Here is an 18,737-nt window from a genome sequence, read left to right on the forward strand (position 1 = left end):
GCTTCACAATTCTTGTTTATTTTAGACATCTTGCCAATAGAAAAGCCGCCCGCAGGCGGTAATTCGGCAACTGCCGCTATTTTGACACTCTCAATCCGGTCAAGCAAGCGGCAATCCTGTTTTAAAATGATAGCGGCCTAGGGCAGGACATGCGCCGCGCTATCAATCACAGACTGCCGCAAACTCAGTCCCATTTTTTCTGCTGCCGTTTTATTTAAGTACAATTCAGGGTTTTGCATAAATTTCACCGGTATATCGCCAATCGTCTCGCCTTTTAAGACCGCGGCAATCTGCTTGCCGGTTTCGCGACCGATTTCATAGAAACTAAAGCCTAAAGCGGCAATCGCACCCTCCGCCACAGAACCGGTATCGGCAGAAAACAAAGGAATATCTTCTGCTTCCGCCACTTGCACGATAGAACTGAACGCCGTTACCGCCGTATTATCCGTCGTGATAAAGAAAGCATCCGCTTTGCCTACCAAAGAGCGGCTGGCATCCAGCACTTCGCCGGTTTTTGTTGCCGGTGCTTGTAGTAATTTCAAACCCTTACTGCTGACAATTTGCTCCAGCTCCGCAACGGCGGCAACAGAATTCGCCTCGCCCGGATTAAATACCGTACCGATGGTTTTTACCTCAGGCATGAGGCTCTGAATCAATTCAATATTTTTTTCAAGCGGCACCGCATCGCTGGTACCTGTCACGTTTTTGCCGGGTTTTTCTAAATTATCCACTAATTTTGCCTGCAAAGGATCGGTAACGGCGGTAAACACAATCGGAAAACGTCCACGCGCCGCTGCTGCCAAACTCTGCGCCGACGGTGTGGAAATACCGACCAATACCGCCGGTTTTTCGCCGACAAATTTTTGCGCGATTTGCGTGGCAATACCCATATCGCCCTGAGCCAATTCGCGTTTAATCTGCACCGTTTCGCCGTCTTTATAACCGGCTTCTGCCAAAGCATCGACCAAACCTTTAAAATCCGCATCCAAAGAAGGATGCGCGACAATCTGCGCGACCGCCACCACCGGTACATCCGCCGCCCAGCTTTGCCATGTACATAAAGCCAATAAGGCACACAATGATTTTTTCAACATTATTTCTTCTCCTTAACAATTTCAGAAGCCTGTTCCAATAAACTTTGCGGCAAAGTCAAACCTTGACGCGCTGCCGCCGCGGGATTAAGCACAATGCGGCTTTTTTCCACTTCCGCCACCGGCAAATCGCCCGCTTTGGCGCCTTGCAAAATCGCAGCAACCTTATCCGCCGTTAAACGTCCGACATCAAACTCATCATAACCAACGCCTACCGCCGCGCCGATCGGCACGGAATAAGTGTCGAATACGAACAAAGGCAATTTATGCTGCTCCGCCACCTGTACCAAAGAAGGCAGACCGCTGACCGCGGTATTATCCAAAGTAATCAGCAAAGCATCGACCTTGCCCACCAAGGAACGCGCTGCATCCAACACTTCGCCGGTATTTTTTGCCGGCGCGCTAACCAAAGTCAAACCGCGCGGCTGCATGGTTTTTTCCAACATCACATTGCTGGCATTGGAATTATCCTCGCCCGGATTAAACACCGTGCCGATATGCTTTGCCTCAGGCAGCAGACTGTGCAGAGTCGCCACATTCTGCTCATAAGCCAAAGCCTCTTTGACTCCCGTCACATTACCGCCCGGTTTTTCCAAATTATCCACCAATTTTGCGGAAATCGGATCGGTAATCCCGGTGAACACAATCGGCAAACGCCCCTTTGCCGCGGCAATTACCGCCTGCGCTGAAGGCGTGGTGCTTGCCACAATCACATCCGGCTTATCGCCGACGAATTTTTGCGCAATCTGATTATTGATTGCCATATCGCCTTGCGCAATCTGATAATCGATGTGCAAATTCTTGCCCACCACATAGCCGTGCTCCTGCAAACCCTGCACCATACCGGCATAAATCTCGTCCAAAGCAGGATGCGCGATAATCTGGCTATAGGCAATCTTAGCCGCCTTCTCCTGCGCCATGACCGCCGCGCTGAAAGCTATGGCGGCGCTTAATAATAGTCTGCGAATCTTCATCGTTTTCTCCTCGTTAAAAACACAAGCATAAACAGAAATATTCATGCCGACAAGCAAGAAGCGCAAACCTTCCTCTCGGAAAAAGCGTAAAATAACTGTTTTTGGACAAGCAAACATGAGCCAATGGATTGAAAGCCAAGCGGGTTTTATCAAACCTCGCGACCTGCAAAACATCAGCAATGCCCTCGCCGGCGGCGCAATCGCCGTCATTCCCAGCGATACAGGCTATGCCCTCGTCTGCCGTCTGGGCGATAAAAACGCCAGCAACCGCATCCGCCAATTGCGCGAACTGGATAAAGACCATCCCTTTACCATCATGTGCAGCGATTTAACCCATCTGTCGCAATATGCGCGTGTGGACAATGTGCAATTCCGCCTACTCAAACGCCTCTTCCCCGGCGCCTTTACCTGCATATTGCCGGCAAGCAAAGAAGTACCGCGTCTCGTGCAACATGAAAAACGCAAAACCATCGGCATCCGCACTCCCGAACACGGCATTTGCCAAAACATCATCACCGCACATCAAGAAGCCCTGATGGGTATCTCCCTCAACAGCGATGAAGAACAATACTTCATCAATCTGCACGATATGGACAAAGCCTTTATCAATGCGGTGGATATCATCGTCGATTGCGGCGAAATGCCCTTGCGTCCCAGCACTGTCCTCGATTTGACCGAAATGCCTCCCCTTATTTTGCGGCAAGGCGCGGGCGATACCAGTTGCTTACAGCAAGAATGATATTAGCAACAATAAATTGAAAACGCTTAAGATTTATTCAATCAGCGGGCAAAAAATTTTGCTCTGCTGATTTATTTCTACTTTCACAACACTTCCAAATCAAATCCACAAGTATTACACTATAAAGCCACAATCACATTCTTCTAAAGGTTGATAAATATGAAAGCAGAAACGACCGTAGATAGACGCGCTAAAATCCGTCAGATGCTCGAAGCGAATAATGTGGTCAGCTCACAACAGCTTGCAGAGTTATTTAACGTATCTTTAATGACCATCTATCGCGACCTTGACAGCCTGCAAGAACAAGGCATTGCCAAACGCCAGCACGGCGGCGCCATTCTCGCCAACCGCTTTATCTCCGCTCGTCTGCGCGGCAAAAAAGCCAATATTCATTTAGATGCCAAACGTGCCGTCGGTCGTTATGCCGCCCGCCACCTTATCGATACCCAAGACGATGCTATCATCATCGCAAACGGCTCTACCACATTGGAATTCGTGCGCCAATTGCCCGACGTACCCATCAACGTCATGGCGAACAGCTTGGAAGCCCTCTCCATTCTCAGCACCCATGCCCATACCAACCTCTACTCGCTCGGCGGCGAACTACGCAAAGACGTGATGGCATTTGGCGGCGCAATGACGCAGGAAAACCTGAAACAATGCCATTTTGCCAAAGCCTTTATCGGTGTGGACGGTATTGACATGCTCTCGGGGCTGACCAGTATCAACGAACTGACCGCGCGCACCGCCCGCCAAATGACCGAGCAGGCCGACCAAGTCTTCGTACTGACCGACAACAGCAAATTCGACCAAAAATCTTTCCGCACCATCTGCAGCTTCAAAGCCATTGATGCCATCATCACCAACCGCGGCGTGCCGGCAAAATACCGTGCTTTTTTAGCCGAAAATGACGTGGAATTAATCGAAGTGGATTAAGTATTGAGAAAACCCCTCTATTTTTTGCTTTCACAGTCATAAGTGTCTTTGCATTTTCAGTGCGAAGATAAAATTTTACTAGCAAAAATTTAATTTTTATTACAAAATGCGCGCAGCGTGTGTCGCACACGTTGCTTTTGCACAATGAAATAAGGAATTATGATGAAAGAACAACAAGTCACATTAACCAACCCGGCAGGTTTACACGCTCGTCCCGGCAAGCAATTAGTCCAATTGGCCAAAGGCTACGAAAGTGAAGTGACCCTCATCAAAGCCGGCGAACGCTACAATGCCAAATCGCTGATGAAACTCTTGCAAGCGGGCTTAAGCCAAGGCGACGTATTGACGGTTGAAACCAACGGCGCGGACGAAGACGCCGCATTAGCTGCGATTGTTGAATACATCAACACCTTAGAAGAATAATGAACCGTCAATTAAAGGGGCTTGCCGCCTCTCCGGGCATTGCGGCAGGCAATGTTTGGATATTCATCCCCCAAAGCCCTGCAATCCATTTCCAAGCCAGCGATAATGCCGAAGCAGAAATTGAAGCCTTCCGCCATGCGCAAAATACGGTAGAAGCACATCTGCAAAGCCTGTATGAAAAAGTGCTGGCGGAACAAGGCGAAGAGGAAGCCGAAATCTTTTCCAGCCATATCGAACTCTTGCGCGACGAAGAATTCGAGCAAGACGTACTGGCATTGATGAAAGACGAACAATACAGCGCCACCAGAGCCGTTAAAGAATATCTCGATCAAGCCGCCGCCACCATGCGCGCCTTAGACGACGATTACCTCAAAGAACGCGCGGCGGAATTTGAAGACCTGCAAAAAAATTTATTGCTCGCGCTCAATAATATGCCCTTTGCCTCTTTAGGCGACGCGCCTGCCGATACGATTATTTTCGCTCAAGACCTAAGCCCTAGCGAAACCGCACAGCTCAATCCCAAAAACGTGCGCGGCTTCGTTCTGGCAGGCGGCGGCTTGACCAGCCATGTGGCGATTTTAGCGCGCAACATCGGCTTACCGGCAGTGATGGGCATCAGCGACGTTTTAGAACAAGTGCAAAACGGCGAAAGCATTTTGCTTGACGGCAGCCGCGGCGAAATCATCGTGCAACCTGATGAAGCCACACAAGCGCAATTCAGTCAAAAAGCAGCAGTGGAAGCGCAATTGCAGGCCGAATATGCCGCCCTGCTTCATCAACCTGCCACCACGACCGACGGACAGACCATCAAACTGTATTCAAACATCGGTTCGCCCAAGGATTTGCACCTTGTCGAAGACAATGGCAGCGAAGGTATCGGCTTATTCCGCAGCGAATTCTTATTCATGAGCGCCAACAGCGCGCCCAGCGAAGAAGCGCAATATCAGGCCTACAAACAAGCAGCAGAGCATTTGGGCGAACGCCAATTGATTTTGCGCTTAGCCGATATCGGCGGCGACAAACCCCTGCCTTATCTCAACTTCCCCCATGAAGAAAATCCTTTCCTAGGCTGGCGCGGCGTACGCATTTACGATGAAATGCGCCATGTTTTTGACGTACAAATCCGTGCCGCCCTGCGTGCTGCGGTTCATGGCAATCTGCAAATCATGATTCCCATGGTCAGCAATGTCGATGAAATTTTGTTCGTGCGCCATGAAGTCGCCACGCAAGTCGCCGCTTTGCAGGCGGAAGGCAAAGCCTGTAATCCCGACATCAAAATCGGCATTATGATTGAAACGCCTGCCGCCGTCCTGATTGCGCCGCAATTGGCCAAACATGCCGATTTCTTCAGTATCGGCACAAACGATCTGACGCAATACATCATTGCCGCAGACCGAGGCAATACGAAAATCTCCTCGCTTTACGACAGCTTGCACCCTGCCGTCTTGCGTGCCATGAAAATGGCGGTAGATGCCGCGCATGCCGCCGGCATTGAAATCGGCGTCTGCGGCGAAATGGGCGGACAAATTGAAGCCACACCGTTTTTAATCGGCATGGGCTTCCACGAACTCTCCGTTTCAGGTCGCGGCGTTCCTGCCGTTAAGCACCGCATCCGTCAATTGAGCGCCAAAGATTGTCGCGCCTTGCTTGAAGAAGCCTTGCAATTAGACGACGGCATTGCCGTACGCCAACTGCTTCATCAACGTCTTCCTTAAGCATTTTCACAGCAAAACCGCAGAAATCCTCTGCGGTTTTTTATTCCCTGCGCTACAATAAACGCCGCAATCATTTTCAAAGGAAGGCATCATGAAAAGTTTAGGCGAATTCATTATTGAAAAACAAAGCGAATATCCGGAAGCCAAAGGCTCATTGTCAGGCATCTTATCTGCCATCAGACTCTCCGCCAAATTCCTCCACCGTGACATCAACAAAGCAGGGCTTATCAATGACGTCCTCGGCGATGCCGACGCAGAAAACGTACAAGGCGAACAGCAAAAAAAACTCGACGTTCTTGCCCATGAAACGATTAAAAAAGCCCTTTTTATGCGCGATGATGTGGCAGGCTTTGCCTCCGAAGAAGAAGAAAACTTCATCGCTTTTAATACCGAACGCGGCAAAAACGCCAAATACATCATTCTTACCGACCCGCTCGACGGCTCGTCCAATATCGACGTCAATGTCGCCGTCGGCACGATTTTCTCCATCTACCGCCGCGTAACCCCCATCGGCAGCCCCGTCACGCTGGAAGACTTCTTGCAGCCCGGCAGCCGCCAAGTCGCCGCCGGCTATGTCGTCTATGGTTCTTCCACCATGCTGGTTTACACCACCGGCAACGGCGTAAACGGATTTACTTACGACCCTTCGCTAGGCATATTCTTGTTATCGAATGAAAATATCCGCATTCCCGAACAAGGCAGCATTTATTCCGTCAATGAAGGCGGCTATGTACGCTTCCCGCAAGGCGTGAAAAAATACATCAAATACTGCCAAGAAGAAGCCCCGCAGGAGAATCGCCCCTATAAATCGCGCTATATCGGCTCCTTAGTCTCCGATTTTCACCGCAACATGCTCAAAGGCGGTATTTATATGTATCCGCAAGCCAGCAGCTATCCGCAAGGAAAATTGCGGCTTAATTACGAATGTAATCCGATGGCATTCCTTGCCGAACAAGCCGGCGGCTTAGCCACTGACGGCAAACAGCGCATTCTTGACATCCAACCGCAAAGCCTGCATCAGCGCAGCCCTTTCTTTACAGGCTCGCAGCACATGGTAGAAAATGTCATGCAATTCATCCAAGATTATCCCGATGAATAATCATATAAAAAATAACCGTCTATAATTGCTTTACCTAAAAATCGCTAGGCGGTTCAAAAGGCGCAATATATTTTCATTTTGTTAATTAAAGAATTCTAAGCATTTTTAATACACTAACTAATCAAAGCGTGTTATTTTAATGCCTGCAATTATAGTCAATTCAGGTCAAAATAAAACACGCTTTTTATGTACTGGCTCAAACAATAGGAAACCTAGCATTTCAAGCATTCGTCTTTGCTATGAACCGACTATATATTGCAGTAAAAAATATTTAATGAAAAAGGAATAATGATGAAAAAATTATTAGTTTCTACACTGTTAGCTGCCAGCTCCATGAGCATGGCGCAAAGCGATATGGCAACCGATGCCGCGCAAGCCGATGCCGATACCGTCAAAATACGCGAAGTCAGCTATTCTTGCCGACAAGGCGGAAACTTAGTCGTAAACTATGGATTTAACGTGCAAAAATTACCTACATATGCGGAAGCCTTTTTAAATGGAAAAACGCGTTTTATGCCAATTAATCTCGTTCACTCTAGCATTGATGGTACTTTTTTTGGGGAAAGTGAAAACAACTGGCGTCTAAGTACTGATTATATGGAGTTAAACAATTACCATAAAATATATTTATCAATGATACAAAACCCTGGCGATGAAATCACGCATAAAGATTGCCACGTCGTCAAAACGCGCAAAATCAAAGGCTAATTGCCGAACATAAAAAAACAGCCGAACGGCTGTTTTTTTATGTGTCAGTTTTATAGTCAGTTCATGACAAAGAAGAACATTATATTTTTAACCTTAGCTTAGGCATTTATGCCTGAAAGCACACATCATGATGAATTGTGTTGGGCATAAACACCTAACCTACTAATTTATAAAGAAGCAGGTCGGATTCTTGAATCCGACAAATTTATGTTTTAAGTAATGTCGGATACAAGTATCCGACCTACCCGATTAAAAAATGATTAATTTTGCCATAAATTTACCATATCAACAGAATAGGCAGAGGCTTAGGCATTCTCCGCATCGCTGCCATCCTCGGCATCGTTCTCTTCGTCGCCGCCTTGCTCGGCAATGATTTTCGCCACTGCAATCAGTTTTTCCTGTTCACTGGTGCGAATGAGGCGCACGCCCTGCGTATTGCGTCCGCTGGTAGAAATTTCCGCCACACGCGTACGCACCAAAGTGCCGTTATTAGTAACCAGCATGATATGCTCGTCTTCCTCCACTTGCACCGCATACACGGCTTCTCCGTTGCGCTCGCTGCACATAATCGACAAAATGCCTTTGCCGCCGCGACCTTTTGTCGGGTAATCGCTAATCGGCGTACGTTTGCCGTAGCCGTTTTCGGTAATCGTCAGAATCGCGCCCTCTTCTTTGACTACGCATAGGGCAATGACGCGCTGATCATCTTCCAAACGCATACCGCGTACACCGCCGGCACCGCGTCCCATGCTGCGCACGTCCTCTTCATTAAAGCGCACGGATTTTCCTGCATTGGAAAATAGCATAATGTCCTGCTTGCCGTCGGTAATTTCCACATCTACCAATTCGTCGTCTTCGCTCAGATTGATGGCAATGATGCCGTTGGCACGCGGACGGGAATATTCGGACAAAGGCGTTTTTTTCACCGTTCCCGCCTTAGTAGCGAAGAATAGGAATTGGTCTTCAGGATATTCCCGCGTGGTCAGCACGGCATTCAGGCGCTCGTCTTTTTCAAAGGGCAGTAGATTGACAATCGGTTTGCCTTTTGCCTGTCGTCCTGCCTGCGGCAATTCGTAAACTTTCAGCCAATAGACTTTCCCTTTGTTGGAGAAGCACAGCATGGTGTCGTGCGTATTCGCCACAAACAATTGCTCGACAAAATCCTCGTCTTTGACTGCCGTAACCGATTTTCCCTTGCCGCCGCGCCGCTGCGCTTCGTAATCGCTCAAAGGCTGGGCTTTGATATAGCCTTCATGGGATAAGGTAATCACGCGGTCTTCTTCGGCAATCAAATCTTCCAAACTTAAATTCAGATGCGTGTCTAAAATGTGGGTGCGGCGCACATCATTAAATTGGGTTTTAATCTCCAGCAATTCTTCCTGTATAACCGCCTGCAAACGCTCCGGCACTTGCAAGATTTCAAGCAAATCTTCGATATTGCTTAAAATTTCTTGGAACTCTTCAAGAATCTTATCCTGTTCCAGCCCCGTTAGGCGGTGCAAACGCAAATCTAAAATCGCCTGCGCCTGCTCCGGCGACAAATGATAGCCGTCCGCCAATAAGCCATACTCTGCCGCCAAGCCGTCGGGGCGCGAATTTTCCGCGCCTGCTCTTTCCAGCATATCGACAACCTGACCAGGGCGCCAAACGCGGCTAATCAAGGCTTCTTTGGCTTCCGCCGGCCCGCTGGAAGCGCGAATCAGAGCAATGACTTCATCAATATTCGCCAAAGCCACCGACAAGCCTTCCAAAATATGCGCACGTTCGCGTGCCTTGCGCAGCTCAAAAATCGTGCGGCGCGTAACCACTTCGCGGCGGTGCGCCAAAAATACCTGCAAGACTTCTTTTAATGACAATAATTTCGGCTGTCCGCCGACCAAAGCCATCATATTGATGCCAAAGACGATTTGCAATTGCGTGAGTTGGAACAGATTATTCAGCACCACTTCCGCCACTTCGCCGCGGCGCAATTCAATCACCATGCGAATGCCGTCTTTATCCGACTCATCACGCAAAGCAGTAATGCCGTCGATTTTCTTTTCCTTGACTAAATCCGCGATTTTACTCAGCAAATTCGCCTTATTGACCTGATACGGCAATTCATCGACGATAATCGCCTGCTTGCCGCCCTCATCGCCCTCAATATGGGTTTTGGCGCGGATATAAATCCGTCCCTTGCCGGTCTCGTAAGCCTCGCGAATCCCCTTCGCGCCGTTAATAATCGCGCCGGTGGGAAAATCAGGGCCGGGCAAATGATGCATCAAAGTCGCGGTATCGGCCTGCGGATTGGCAAGCAAATGCAGACAAGCGTCAATCGTTTCGCCCAAATGATGCGGCGGAATATTGGTCGCCATGCCCACCGCAATGCCGGAACTGCCATTGACCAATAAATTCGGAAAACGCGCGGGTAAAGCCACCGGCTCCAACTGGCTGCCGTCATAGTTTGGCGTGAAATCGACCGTTTCTTTTTCAATATCCGTCATCAAACTATGGGCGATTTTCGCCATACGCGCTTCGGTGTAGCGGTGCGCCGCCGCAGGGTCGCCGTCAATCGAGCCGAAGTTGCCTTGTCCGTCTACCAGCGGATAACGCAGAGAAAAAGGCTGCGCCATGCGCACCAAAGTGTCATAAATCGCGCTGTCGCCATGCGGATGGTAACTCGCCATCACATCCCCGATAACCCGCGCCGATTTCACATATTTCTTATTCCAAGCATTGCCGTTTTGATGCATGGAATACATCACACGGCGATGCACAGGCTTTAAACCGTCGCGCGCATCAGGCAAAGCACGCCCGATAATCACGCTCATCGCATAGTCCAAATAAGAGCTGCGCATCTCATCGACTAAATTGATAGGGAGAACTTCTTTGGCAAAATCACTCATTTGACTTCTCTTTTGCTGAATCTCTAAAAATAACGCGCTATTTTAGCACGTCGGCGCCGTTTTTTCTGAGCCGAAAGGCGCATCAGCCTTCATTCACGCCCCACAACCAAGCCGCACCGCGCACGCCGCTCGAATCGCCGTGCAAGGCTTTTTTGATAGGCGTGAAAAATTCGCGTCCGAAAATATATTCGTTTACCAAAGGCGGCACATTTCGATACAGACGATCAATATTGCAGACGCCGCCTGCCAGCACCACCACATCAGGATCAAGCGTATTCACATAAGCCGCCAAGGCTTTTGCCAAGCGGCGCTCGTAGGCTTGCAGCGATTGCTCGGCAATCGGATCGCCCTGCTCGGCAAGCGCGCTGATTTCATTGCCTTTTAAACGCCGACCGCTGCGGCGTTCATAATCATCGCACAAGCCCGTGCCCGATACGAACTGCTCCACGCAGCGGTATTTTCCGCAATAACATTGCACATTATGCGAACGCTCCTCCTCATCCTGCCAAGGCAATTCATTATGCCCCCATTCGCCGCCGATACCGTTCGCGCCGTTCCAAGGTTTGCCGTCAATCACAATCCCCGAACCGCTGCCCGTGCCTAAAATCAATGCCAGCACCACTTTTTTACCCGCACCGGCACCGTCGGTCGCCTCGGATACCGCCATGCAATTCGCATCATTGGCGATACGCACCTCGCGCCCCAAGAGCGCCTTCAAATCGGCATCCAATGCCTGCCCGTTCAGCCAAACGGAATTGGCATTCTTCACCTTACCCGTGAAAGGCGAAATCGTACCGGGAATGCCGATGCCGACCGTGCCGTGCAGAGCGGTCGCCGCTTCGGCATCATCGACCAAACTTTTAATCGCCGCCAAGGTCTCGGGATACGAACCGCGAGGCGTGGCAATCCGTTTGCGGAATAATTCCTCGCCGCTGTCGCTCAAAGCGATTACCTCGATTTTTGTACCGCCCAAATCAATACCGATACGCATAATTGCTCCTTTATGATGTTTCAACACACAGAACGACACTTAGACTATTTTCTATGTGCTGCCCTGAATGAGAAAAGGTCATACTTCTCTCGCATATTATCCTGCCTGAAGAAAAGGCTTCAACCAACAGGAATTGTTGATGAGTAACCAGTCCATTTGATAAAACATAGGATTTTATACCAATGTTTTATATACTTGTATTTTTAACACACCTCTTTGGGATACCTTTCATGCCGCCTTCCATGTCTATTTTAGTGATTGACGACGATATTTCGCTGTGCGAGCTGCTCAGCGATACTTTTGAAGAGTACGGCTATCAGGTGAGCTGTGTGCAAAGCGGGCAGGCGGCATTGGCTTTATTAAGCACGGGTCAGCAGTTCCAACTGATTTTTTTAGACCTTATCCTGCCCGATATCAACGGGCTTGTGTTGCTGCAACAGCTCAAAAACCTCGTCAATACGCCGATTATCATGTTAAGCGGCTTAAACGCGGAATCCGACGTAGTGGTAGGCTTGGAAATGGGCGCAGACGATTATATTACCAAGCCTTTTTATCCGCGCGTCGTGGTCGCTCGCGCCAAAGCCGCCATTCGCCGCGGCCAACCGCAAAGCTGTCCGTCGCCGCAGCAGCAGGGATGGCGTTTTCAACAATGGTTTTTAGATACCGATAAACATAAATTGTATTCGCCGCAGCGGCAGGAAATCGAACTCACCCAAGGGGAATACCTGCTGCTGTTCACTTTACTCTCCCATGCGCAAAAAGCCCTGTCCCGCCAGCAATTGCTGGAATTAACGCACAGCGAAAACTTGGAAATTTTCGACCGCACGATTGACGTGCTGATTATGCGCCTACGCAAAAAAATCGAGCCGAATCCGAAAGCACCTACTTTTATCCAAACGGTACGCGGCATTGGCTATATGTTCAATTATTCGGTAGAAAAATCAGAATAATCAAAGCCCAATACCTGATAGCGATTGATGGCGGATAAAATCCCTTAAGCGCGGATAATCGACTGCGCCTTCGGTTGCGGAAACGGAAAACAAATTGAAATAAGCCAAGCCATGCCCCAGCTGCAATGTTTCCTGCAAAGGCAGATTCTCATGCAATCCGTACAAAACGCCGCTGCAAAAGGCATCGCCTGCTCCTAAGGTGCTGACAATTTTGTCTTTTTCCACCCAATAGGAAGGCAGTGCCAAAGCATTGCCCTGCCAATCGCAGGCTGCCGCATATTTCGGCGAATGCACGACCACCGCCTGCTTCACGCCTAAGCGCATAATGTTTTGCGCCGCCATTATCAAATCTTTTTCCGTAGAAGCCGTCTGCTTCGCGGCGGTCAAACTTTTCGCCTCGACATCATTAATAATCACAATATCGACATAGGGCAGCACCGGAAGAATCACATCGGTAAAAATCTGCTGATTTTCGACAGAAACCAAATCGATGGAAATTAAAAAACCTTTTTCTTTCAGCGTAAGGAGCGTCTCTTTCAATACCGCTACATCCAATAATGCCGGCAGCAGCGGCAAATAGGCGATATGCGCGATTTTGGCATCACAATCAATCGCCGCCACCGCTTGCGCGTCATAATGCTGCATCGCCCCGATATAGTGGAAAAAAGTACGCTCTCCGTTTTGACTGTTAATCATCACATCGGTAAATGATGTGGGTAACTCGCTTTCTATGAGCGCGCTTAATGCCACTTTATATTTTTGCGCTTGCCGCAAAATAAATTGCCCTTCGCTGTCTTTACCGATAGCGCCGCTTAAAAACAGCGGCAGCTCGGCATCCAGTTTGGCTAAATTGAATAAAACATTGGTGCAGCCGCCGCCGCAATATAGCCCCATCTGCGAAATGGTCGCCAGCATCGTTTCTTTGGGATATTCCGAGATGACTAAGGTGCGATCGACTAATAAATTCCCCAGCGCCAGAATTCCCTTACGTTCCTGCATAATGCCCTGCTTTATTCACGCTGTTGAAAATGTGCATTTGTTCGGCGACCGTTTGGCGAACCGCCTGTTGCATATGCGCCATGATAATCAAATATTGATTATATTTTCCGCTGGATTCCGCCGCCTTCATGCTGGCAGCTAAGCTGTCCAATGCCGCCTGCGACATGCCGGTAAAGAAATTGATTTTGCAAATGCCAAGTTCGATCGTTTTGCGGAAATCTTCTGCGCTGATGCCCGAACCGCCGTGCAGCACCAAAGGAATGCCGACGGCTTTATTGATGTCTTCCAAACGCTGAAAATCGAGCTTCGGCTCGCCTTTATATTTGCCATGCGTATTGCCAATAGCAACGGCAAGCGCATCAATGCCCGTCTGCTCGACAAATGCTTTTGCTTCTTCGACTTTGGTATATAAGGCGGCATCCGCGCTACTTTCCAATGCGCCGCCTTCGTCGCCGCCGACTGCGCCAAGCTCGCCTTCAACAGAAATATTATAAGGACGGCACAATTCCACCACTTCTCGAGTTTGGCGGATATTGTTTTCATACGGCAATGAAGAGCCGTCAAACATAATCGATGAGAATCCGCAATCGATTGCCGCTTTAATCGTCGGCAGGGTTAAGCCGTGATCTAAATTCAGGCACACGGGAATGCCGGCTTGATGCGCTTTCTTTTTGATATATTCGGCAGCCGAAGACAAATCGATATATTGCAAATGCACTTCCGCCACATTGATAATGACGGGCGATTGCCGCTCTTGAGCGGCGGCAAATACCGCATCGATAAAGTTCGAATCAATCGCATTAAAGGCGCCTACGGCAAATTTGTGTTCTGCGGCAAGAGCAAGCATATCTTTCAAATTAATCAGCGGCATAAAAACTCCTTATAATCGCTGCAAAGCAAATGGATAGGGGCTTCGTCTTCCTCAATGGTGGAAAAACGTCCCAGCGGATCTAAAAAACGGTTGTCGGTAAGATCGTCGTTCGCCATCGAGACTTCGCCCGCCAAAACATCACCCTCTTCCGCCCAAAAGCTGTGATAAAGCGTAGGCGCAGACAAATGCTCTGTCCGGGATGCAGGCGGATTTTGTCGCTGGCGGCAATTTGCCGTCTTTCGCCGTCTATGCTGACTTCAATGGCGGATACCTCGTCCAACAAATCCGTGGTTTCATCGCGCTTATATAATTGCAGGCTTAAAACGCCGCCGCCCCGATTGATAATATCTTCCATTTTTTTCCAATGGTAATGCATCGGCGTAACTTGATTTTGCTTGACCAGCATAATTTTTTCGGCATAGGGTTTGCCGTTTTTTTCAGATTGATTGCGCAAAGTAAACAAGGTTAATCCTGTTTGCGCAAAATTGCCCAAATTAAAATCGGTCACATCCCAGCCCAAATTGGATTCTAATATTTCCGCATACGGCTCTAAGGAAAATGTCTGCCAGTCTTTTGCAGAAAATTCGGCAAATTTCGGCAAGGAAAAACGGTATTGCGCCATGATTTGCTTGGCGTCTTTAATTGCCTGATTGATTTCGGAGCGTTTCATTCTTATCTCCTGTAAAGAAATGTTCCTGTCTGTTTTTCGGCAACACATCCCTTATTTACTGTTTGATTGCATCGTTAAGCCGTTGCACAAGGCAACGGCTTATGCCTTAAAGCTTATTTTACTGTCCAGCCTTTGTAATCTTTGATGTTATCGCGATTAATTAAGGTCACCGGAATCAAGACGGGTTTTTCCGGCGCCGCTTTGCCTTGCAAAATATCGTAGCCGATTTGCACCGCTTCCGCCGCCATGACTTGCGGATCTTGTGCCGGCGTGCCTTTGAACAAACTGTCCGCCTGCTTCAAAGCATCTTCGCCGTCAGGAGAGCCGTCTACGCCCATAATGAAAAACTCTTTGCGTTGTGCTTGTTTCGCCGCCAAGTCCGCGCCGATAGCGGTCGGGTCGTTGATGGCAAATACCGCATCGATTTTCGGATGGGCGATAAGCAAAGAAGTCATCACTTCCAAACCGCCTTCACGGCTGCCTTTCGCATTTTGATTATGGGACAAGAGATTGATGTCTTTATATTTTGCCAAGACATCCATACAGCCTTGCACGCGGTCTTGCACGGCAGATACCGGCGGGCCGTTGATAATCACCACATTGCCTTTAGCATTGATGGTATCCACAATCGTTTGACAAGCGATTTCGCCTGCTTGGTAATTGTTAGATGTTACGGTGGCATCCGCGCCGTCAGCCGCCACATCCACCGCAACCACAACAATGCCGGCATCGCGCGCCCGCTTCACCGCAGGACCGATGCCTTTGGAATCCGCCGCATTCAGAATAATCATATCAGTTTTGGCGGCAATGAAATTATCGATTTGAGCTACTTGCTGACCTAAATCGTAGCCGCTGGAAACCGAGGTGACATTCACTTTGTCGCCCGCCAATTCTTTGGCTTTCAACTCTGCTCCTTTTGCGATTTGCACGAAGAACGGATTAGCCAAATCGCCCACGGTTACCCCGATGGATGTTAACTCTTTCGCTTGTGCAAAAGGCGCGGCAGCGAGCATGGCAGAGATGACTAAGATTTTTAATTGCATACAGAATCTCCTGTTGAGAGTAGTTAAAAAAGTGCTAATTTGATTTGCGCGTACGGTATTTGTCGATTAATACCGCCACGATAATCACAGCGCCCTTAATAACGAGTTGCCAAAAATAGGACACGCCCATCAATGTCATTCCGTTATTCAATGTCGCGATAATCAGGGCGCCGACTAAGGTGCCTGTAATCGTGCCGATACCGCCGACAAAACTCGTACCGCCCAAAATGACGGCAGCAATCGCATCCAATTCATAACCGACGCCAAGATTGCCGTTAGCGCTGTACAAACGCGAAGCGCTCATCACGCCGCCCAAGCCGGACAATAAACCGCTGGCGGCATAAACGAAAATCAGGACGAAGGAAACTTTAACCCCTGTCAGACGGGCAGCCTGCAAATTGCCGCCGACCGCATAAATATGTGTGCCCAAGGTGGTGCGGCGCAGAATAAACCAACAGACCGCAATCACGGCAAAAGCGATAATCACCAACCAAGGCACCGAACCGAGATAACCGTTGCCAATCCAAGCAAAAGCGATATTGGAATTAATGACTGTGGTGCCATCCGCCGCCAAATAAGCGAAGCCACGCAGCGCGGTATAAGTGCCGAGCGTCACGATGAAAGGCGGCAATCCGGCATAGGCCACTAACAAACCGTTAAACACCCCCATACCCAAACCGGCGAGCAAAGCAATCGGAACGGCAAAATGCGCGATGGCGGGATTTAAAGAACTCACCAACGCCAAAACGGCAGTAACGCCTAATATCGAACCTACGGACAAATCGATGCCGCCGGTTAAAATCACGAAAGTCATGCCAGCCGCCAAAACGATATTAATCGATGCCTGCCGCGTAATATTCATGATATTGGCTTCGGTCATAAAATTCGGCGCGATAAAAGAAAAAACCACCACAATCAGCACCAGCACAGGCAAAATACCCATGGCTTGCATGGCATCGGCTAAGACCGACTTTTTCAAATTTGGTTTCGCGACAACATTGTCCATTTTTTACTCCTTACTGCAAAATTAGATGCTTACACCACAAGCCAGCGCCATGATGTGTTCTTGCTTAATATCCTGCCCGGCGACTTCGCCCGCAATTTCCCCTTCGCGCATCACGTAAACACGGTCGCTCATGCCTACGATTTCAGGCAACTCGCTAGAAATCATCAAAATTGCCACGCCCTGCTTCGCCATTTCGGTCATCATTTTATAAATCTCGCTTTTCGCCCCCACATCTACGCCGCGCGTCGGTTCATCCAAAATAAACAGTTTCGGCTGAATCGCCATCCAGCGGGACAAGAGAACTTTTTGCTGATTGCCGCCGGACAAACCGCTCACCTCCACATTGGCATTGGGTACGCGGATATGCAGATTATTGATCGCCTGCTCGGTATCCTGTTTGCCCTTTTTCTGATTGACAATCATCATAGTGGCATCGCGTTCCAGCGTAGCGATAATCACGTTTTTAAACACGTTCATATCAAGGAACAAACCTTCTTCTTTGCGGTTTTCAGGTAATAAGGCGACACGTTGGGCAATCGCATCCCGCGGCGATTTAAAGCGGATTTCCGCGCCATTGAGATAGATTTTTCCCTGCGTCGGCTGGCTTGCTCCAAAAAGCAAATGCGCCAATTCCGAACGTCCGGCACCGACCAAGCCCGACAAACCGACAATCTCGCCGGCTTTGACCGTCAGCGACGCATTTTTGACTTTCTTGCCGTCGCCGAGATTTTCGATGCGAATCACTTCTTCGCCCGCCGGCACTTTTTCCTTATTGAACAAATCCGTCAAAGGACGCCCTACCATCATCTGTACAAGCGTGTTGGAATTCAGGTTTTCGCGCACCAAAGAACCGACATATTTGCCGTCGCGCAGCACGCTGACCCTATCCGCCAGCTCGTAGATTTCCGCCATGCGGTGGCTGATATAAATAATCGCCAAACCTTCGGAACGCAGCTTTTTAATCAATGCGAAGAGCTTTTCGGTTTCGCGGGAAGACAGCGCCGCCGTCGGCTCGTCCATGACCAAAATGCGGCTTTTACGGTGCAAAGCGCGGGCAATTTCTACTTGCTGCTGCTCAGCAATCGTTAAAGAAGAGACTTTCTGATGCGCAAAAAATTGCGCCCCCAAACGGTCTAAAACCTCTTGGGACTCTGCCTCCATCTGTTTGCGGTTTAAGCCGAACAGCGTTTTGATTTCGCGCCCCAAGAAAATATTCTCGGCAACCGTCAAATTCGGCGACAGATGAATTTCCTGATAAATGAGGGTAATGCCCGCACGAATCGCATCTTTGGGCGAAGCAATCGGAAAAATCTCCCCGCCAATCTTAATTTCGCCCGAAGTGGCGACATAGGCGCCGGCGAGAATCTTCATCAGCGTACTTTTGCCCGCGCCGTTTTCCCCCATCAAGGCATGGATTTCGCCCGAATAAACATCTAAATCGACCGCTTGCAAAGCATAAAAATCCCCGAAACGCTTGGCAATTTGGCGCATTTCCAATAAGGGTGCGCTACCGTTCATCGGGGCGCTATCGTTGGCGATAGAATTAACGGCGTCTTCCATGCTTAATGTCTCTCAAGGCTATTTGATGGACGCCCAGTAAAACACAGCTTTATGAACAGAAAATGTTAAACATCCGT

The 18,737-nt window shown here is 49.1% G+C and carries 16 protein-coding genes and 1 pseudogene; 7 read left to right on the top strand and 10 right to left on the bottom strand.

What is annotated here, in order from left to right:
* Positions 1–137: 137 nt before the first annotated feature.
* Together ACJHVI_RS04945 and ACJHVI_RS04950 are read right to left on the bottom strand one after the other, a co-directional pair.
* Positions 138–1,094, bottom strand: coding sequence for an ABC transporter substrate-binding protein (locus ACJHVI_RS04945; RefSeq protein ID WP_483183536.1), 957 nt, complete (start codon positions 1,092–1,094; stop codon positions 138–140).
* Positions 1,094–2,065: an ABC transporter substrate-binding protein gene (locus ACJHVI_RS04950; RefSeq protein ID WP_483183537.1), complete on the bottom strand. Its 972-nt coding sequence runs from the start codon at positions 2,063–2,065 to the stop codon at positions 1,094–1,096. The genes ACJHVI_RS04945 and ACJHVI_RS04950 overlap by 1 nt, the downstream gene beginning before the upstream one ends.
* 115 nt (positions 2,066–2,180) lie before the next feature.
* Between ACJHVI_RS04950 and ACJHVI_RS04955 the strand changes: the two genes are divergently transcribed.
* From ACJHVI_RS04955 to ACJHVI_RS04980, 6 genes are all read left to right on the top strand, one after another.
* Positions 2,181–2,804: an L-threonylcarbamoyladenylate synthase gene (locus ACJHVI_RS04955; protein ID WP_483183539.1), complete on the top strand. Its 624-nt coding sequence runs from the start codon at positions 2,181–2,183 to the stop codon at positions 2,802–2,804.
* A gap of 159 nt (positions 2,805–2,963) precedes the next feature.
* Complete coding sequence (locus tag ACJHVI_RS04960) at positions 2,964–3,740, top strand: DeoR/GlpR family DNA-binding transcription regulator (RefSeq protein ID WP_483183540.1); 777 nt, start codon at positions 2,964–2,966, stop codon at positions 3,738–3,740.
* Positions 3,741–3,899: 159 nt separating this feature from the next.
* The gene (locus ACJHVI_RS04965) at positions 3,900–4,163 is read left to right on the top strand and encodes an HPr family phosphocarrier protein (protein ID WP_483183542.1); all 264 of its coding nucleotides are present in this window, start codon (positions 3,900–3,902) and stop codon (positions 4,161–4,163) included.
* Entirely contained in the window at positions 4,163–5,878 is a 1,716-nt protein-coding gene (gene ptsP, locus ACJHVI_RS04970; protein ID WP_483183543.1) for a phosphoenolpyruvate--protein phosphotransferase, read from the top strand. The genes ACJHVI_RS04965 and ptsP overlap by 1 nt, the downstream gene beginning before the upstream one ends.
* Positions 5,879–5,969: 91 nt before the next feature.
* The gene (gene fbp, locus ACJHVI_RS04975) at positions 5,970–6,977 is read left to right on the top strand and encodes a class 1 fructose-bisphosphatase (protein ID WP_483183544.1); all 1,008 of its coding nucleotides are present in this window, start codon (positions 5,970–5,972) and stop codon (positions 6,975–6,977) included.
* A 288-nt stretch (positions 6,978–7,265) separates the two neighbouring features.
* A complete protein-coding gene (locus ACJHVI_RS04980; RefSeq protein WP_483183545.1) occupies positions 7,266–7,685 on the top strand; it encodes an ACP-like domain-containing protein in 420 nt (139 codons plus the stop codon).
* 305 nt (positions 7,686–7,990) lie between these two features.
* Here the strand turns inward: ACJHVI_RS04980 and gyrA are convergent, their stop codons facing one another.
* Both gyrA and mak read right to left on the bottom strand, forming a co-directional pair.
* Entirely contained in the window at positions 7,991–10,570 is a 2,580-nt protein-coding gene (gene gyrA, locus ACJHVI_RS04985; protein WP_483183546.1) for a DNA gyrase subunit A, read from the bottom strand.
* 82 nt (positions 10,571–10,652) lie between these two features.
* Positions 10,653–11,561: a fructokinase gene (gene mak / locus ACJHVI_RS04990; protein ID WP_483183547.1), complete on the bottom strand. Its 909-nt coding sequence runs from the start codon at positions 11,559–11,561 to the stop codon at positions 10,653–10,655.
* A gap of 230 nt (positions 11,562–11,791) precedes the next feature.
* Between mak and ACJHVI_RS04995 the strand changes: the two genes are divergently transcribed.
* Positions 11,792–12,511 (top strand): response regulator transcription factor, encoded by a 720-nt coding sequence (locus ACJHVI_RS04995; protein ID WP_483183548.1) that lies wholly within the window; start codon positions 11,792–11,794, stop codon positions 12,509–12,511.
* On the opposite strand, the gene ACJHVI_RS05000 is transcribed toward ACJHVI_RS04995, so the two are convergent.
* The 6 genes and pseudogenes from ACJHVI_RS05000 to ACJHVI_RS05025 form a co-directional block, all read right to left on the bottom strand.
* Entirely contained in the window at positions 12,512–13,510 is a 999-nt protein-coding gene (locus tag ACJHVI_RS05000) for a carbohydrate kinase family protein (RefSeq protein ID WP_483183550.1), read from the bottom strand.
* The gene (locus ACJHVI_RS05005) at positions 13,497–14,381 is read right to left on the bottom strand and encodes a ketose 1,6-bisphosphate aldolase (protein WP_483183552.1); all 885 of its coding nucleotides are present in this window, start codon (positions 14,379–14,381) and stop codon (positions 13,497–13,499) included. Before ACJHVI_RS05005 ends, ACJHVI_RS05000 begins: the two co-directional genes overlap by 14 nt.
* A pseudogene (locus ACJHVI_RS05010) lies at positions 14,372–15,099 on the bottom strand (D-lyxose/D-mannose family sugar isomerase). Before ACJHVI_RS05010 ends, ACJHVI_RS05005 begins: the two are co-directional and overlap by 10 nt.
* Before the next feature lie 65 nt (positions 15,100–15,164).
* Positions 15,165–16,094, bottom strand: a complete 930-nt coding sequence (locus ACJHVI_RS05015) for an ABC transporter substrate-binding protein (protein ID WP_483183553.1) — start codon at positions 16,092–16,094, stop codon at positions 15,165–15,167.
* A 34-nt stretch (positions 16,095–16,128) separates the two neighbouring features.
* Positions 16,129–17,100: an ABC transporter permease subunit gene (locus ACJHVI_RS05020; RefSeq protein ID WP_483183554.1), complete on the bottom strand. Its 972-nt coding sequence runs from the start codon at positions 17,098–17,100 to the stop codon at positions 16,129–16,131.
* 21 nt (positions 17,101–17,121) lie between these two features.
* On the bottom strand, positions 17,122–18,660 hold the full coding sequence (locus tag ACJHVI_RS05025; protein ID WP_483183555.1) for a sugar ABC transporter ATP-binding protein: 1,539 nt from the start codon (positions 18,658–18,660) through the stop codon (positions 17,122–17,124).
* Positions 18,661–18,737: the final 77 nt, after the last annotated feature.

The organism is Suttonella sp. (assembly GCF_056855035.1).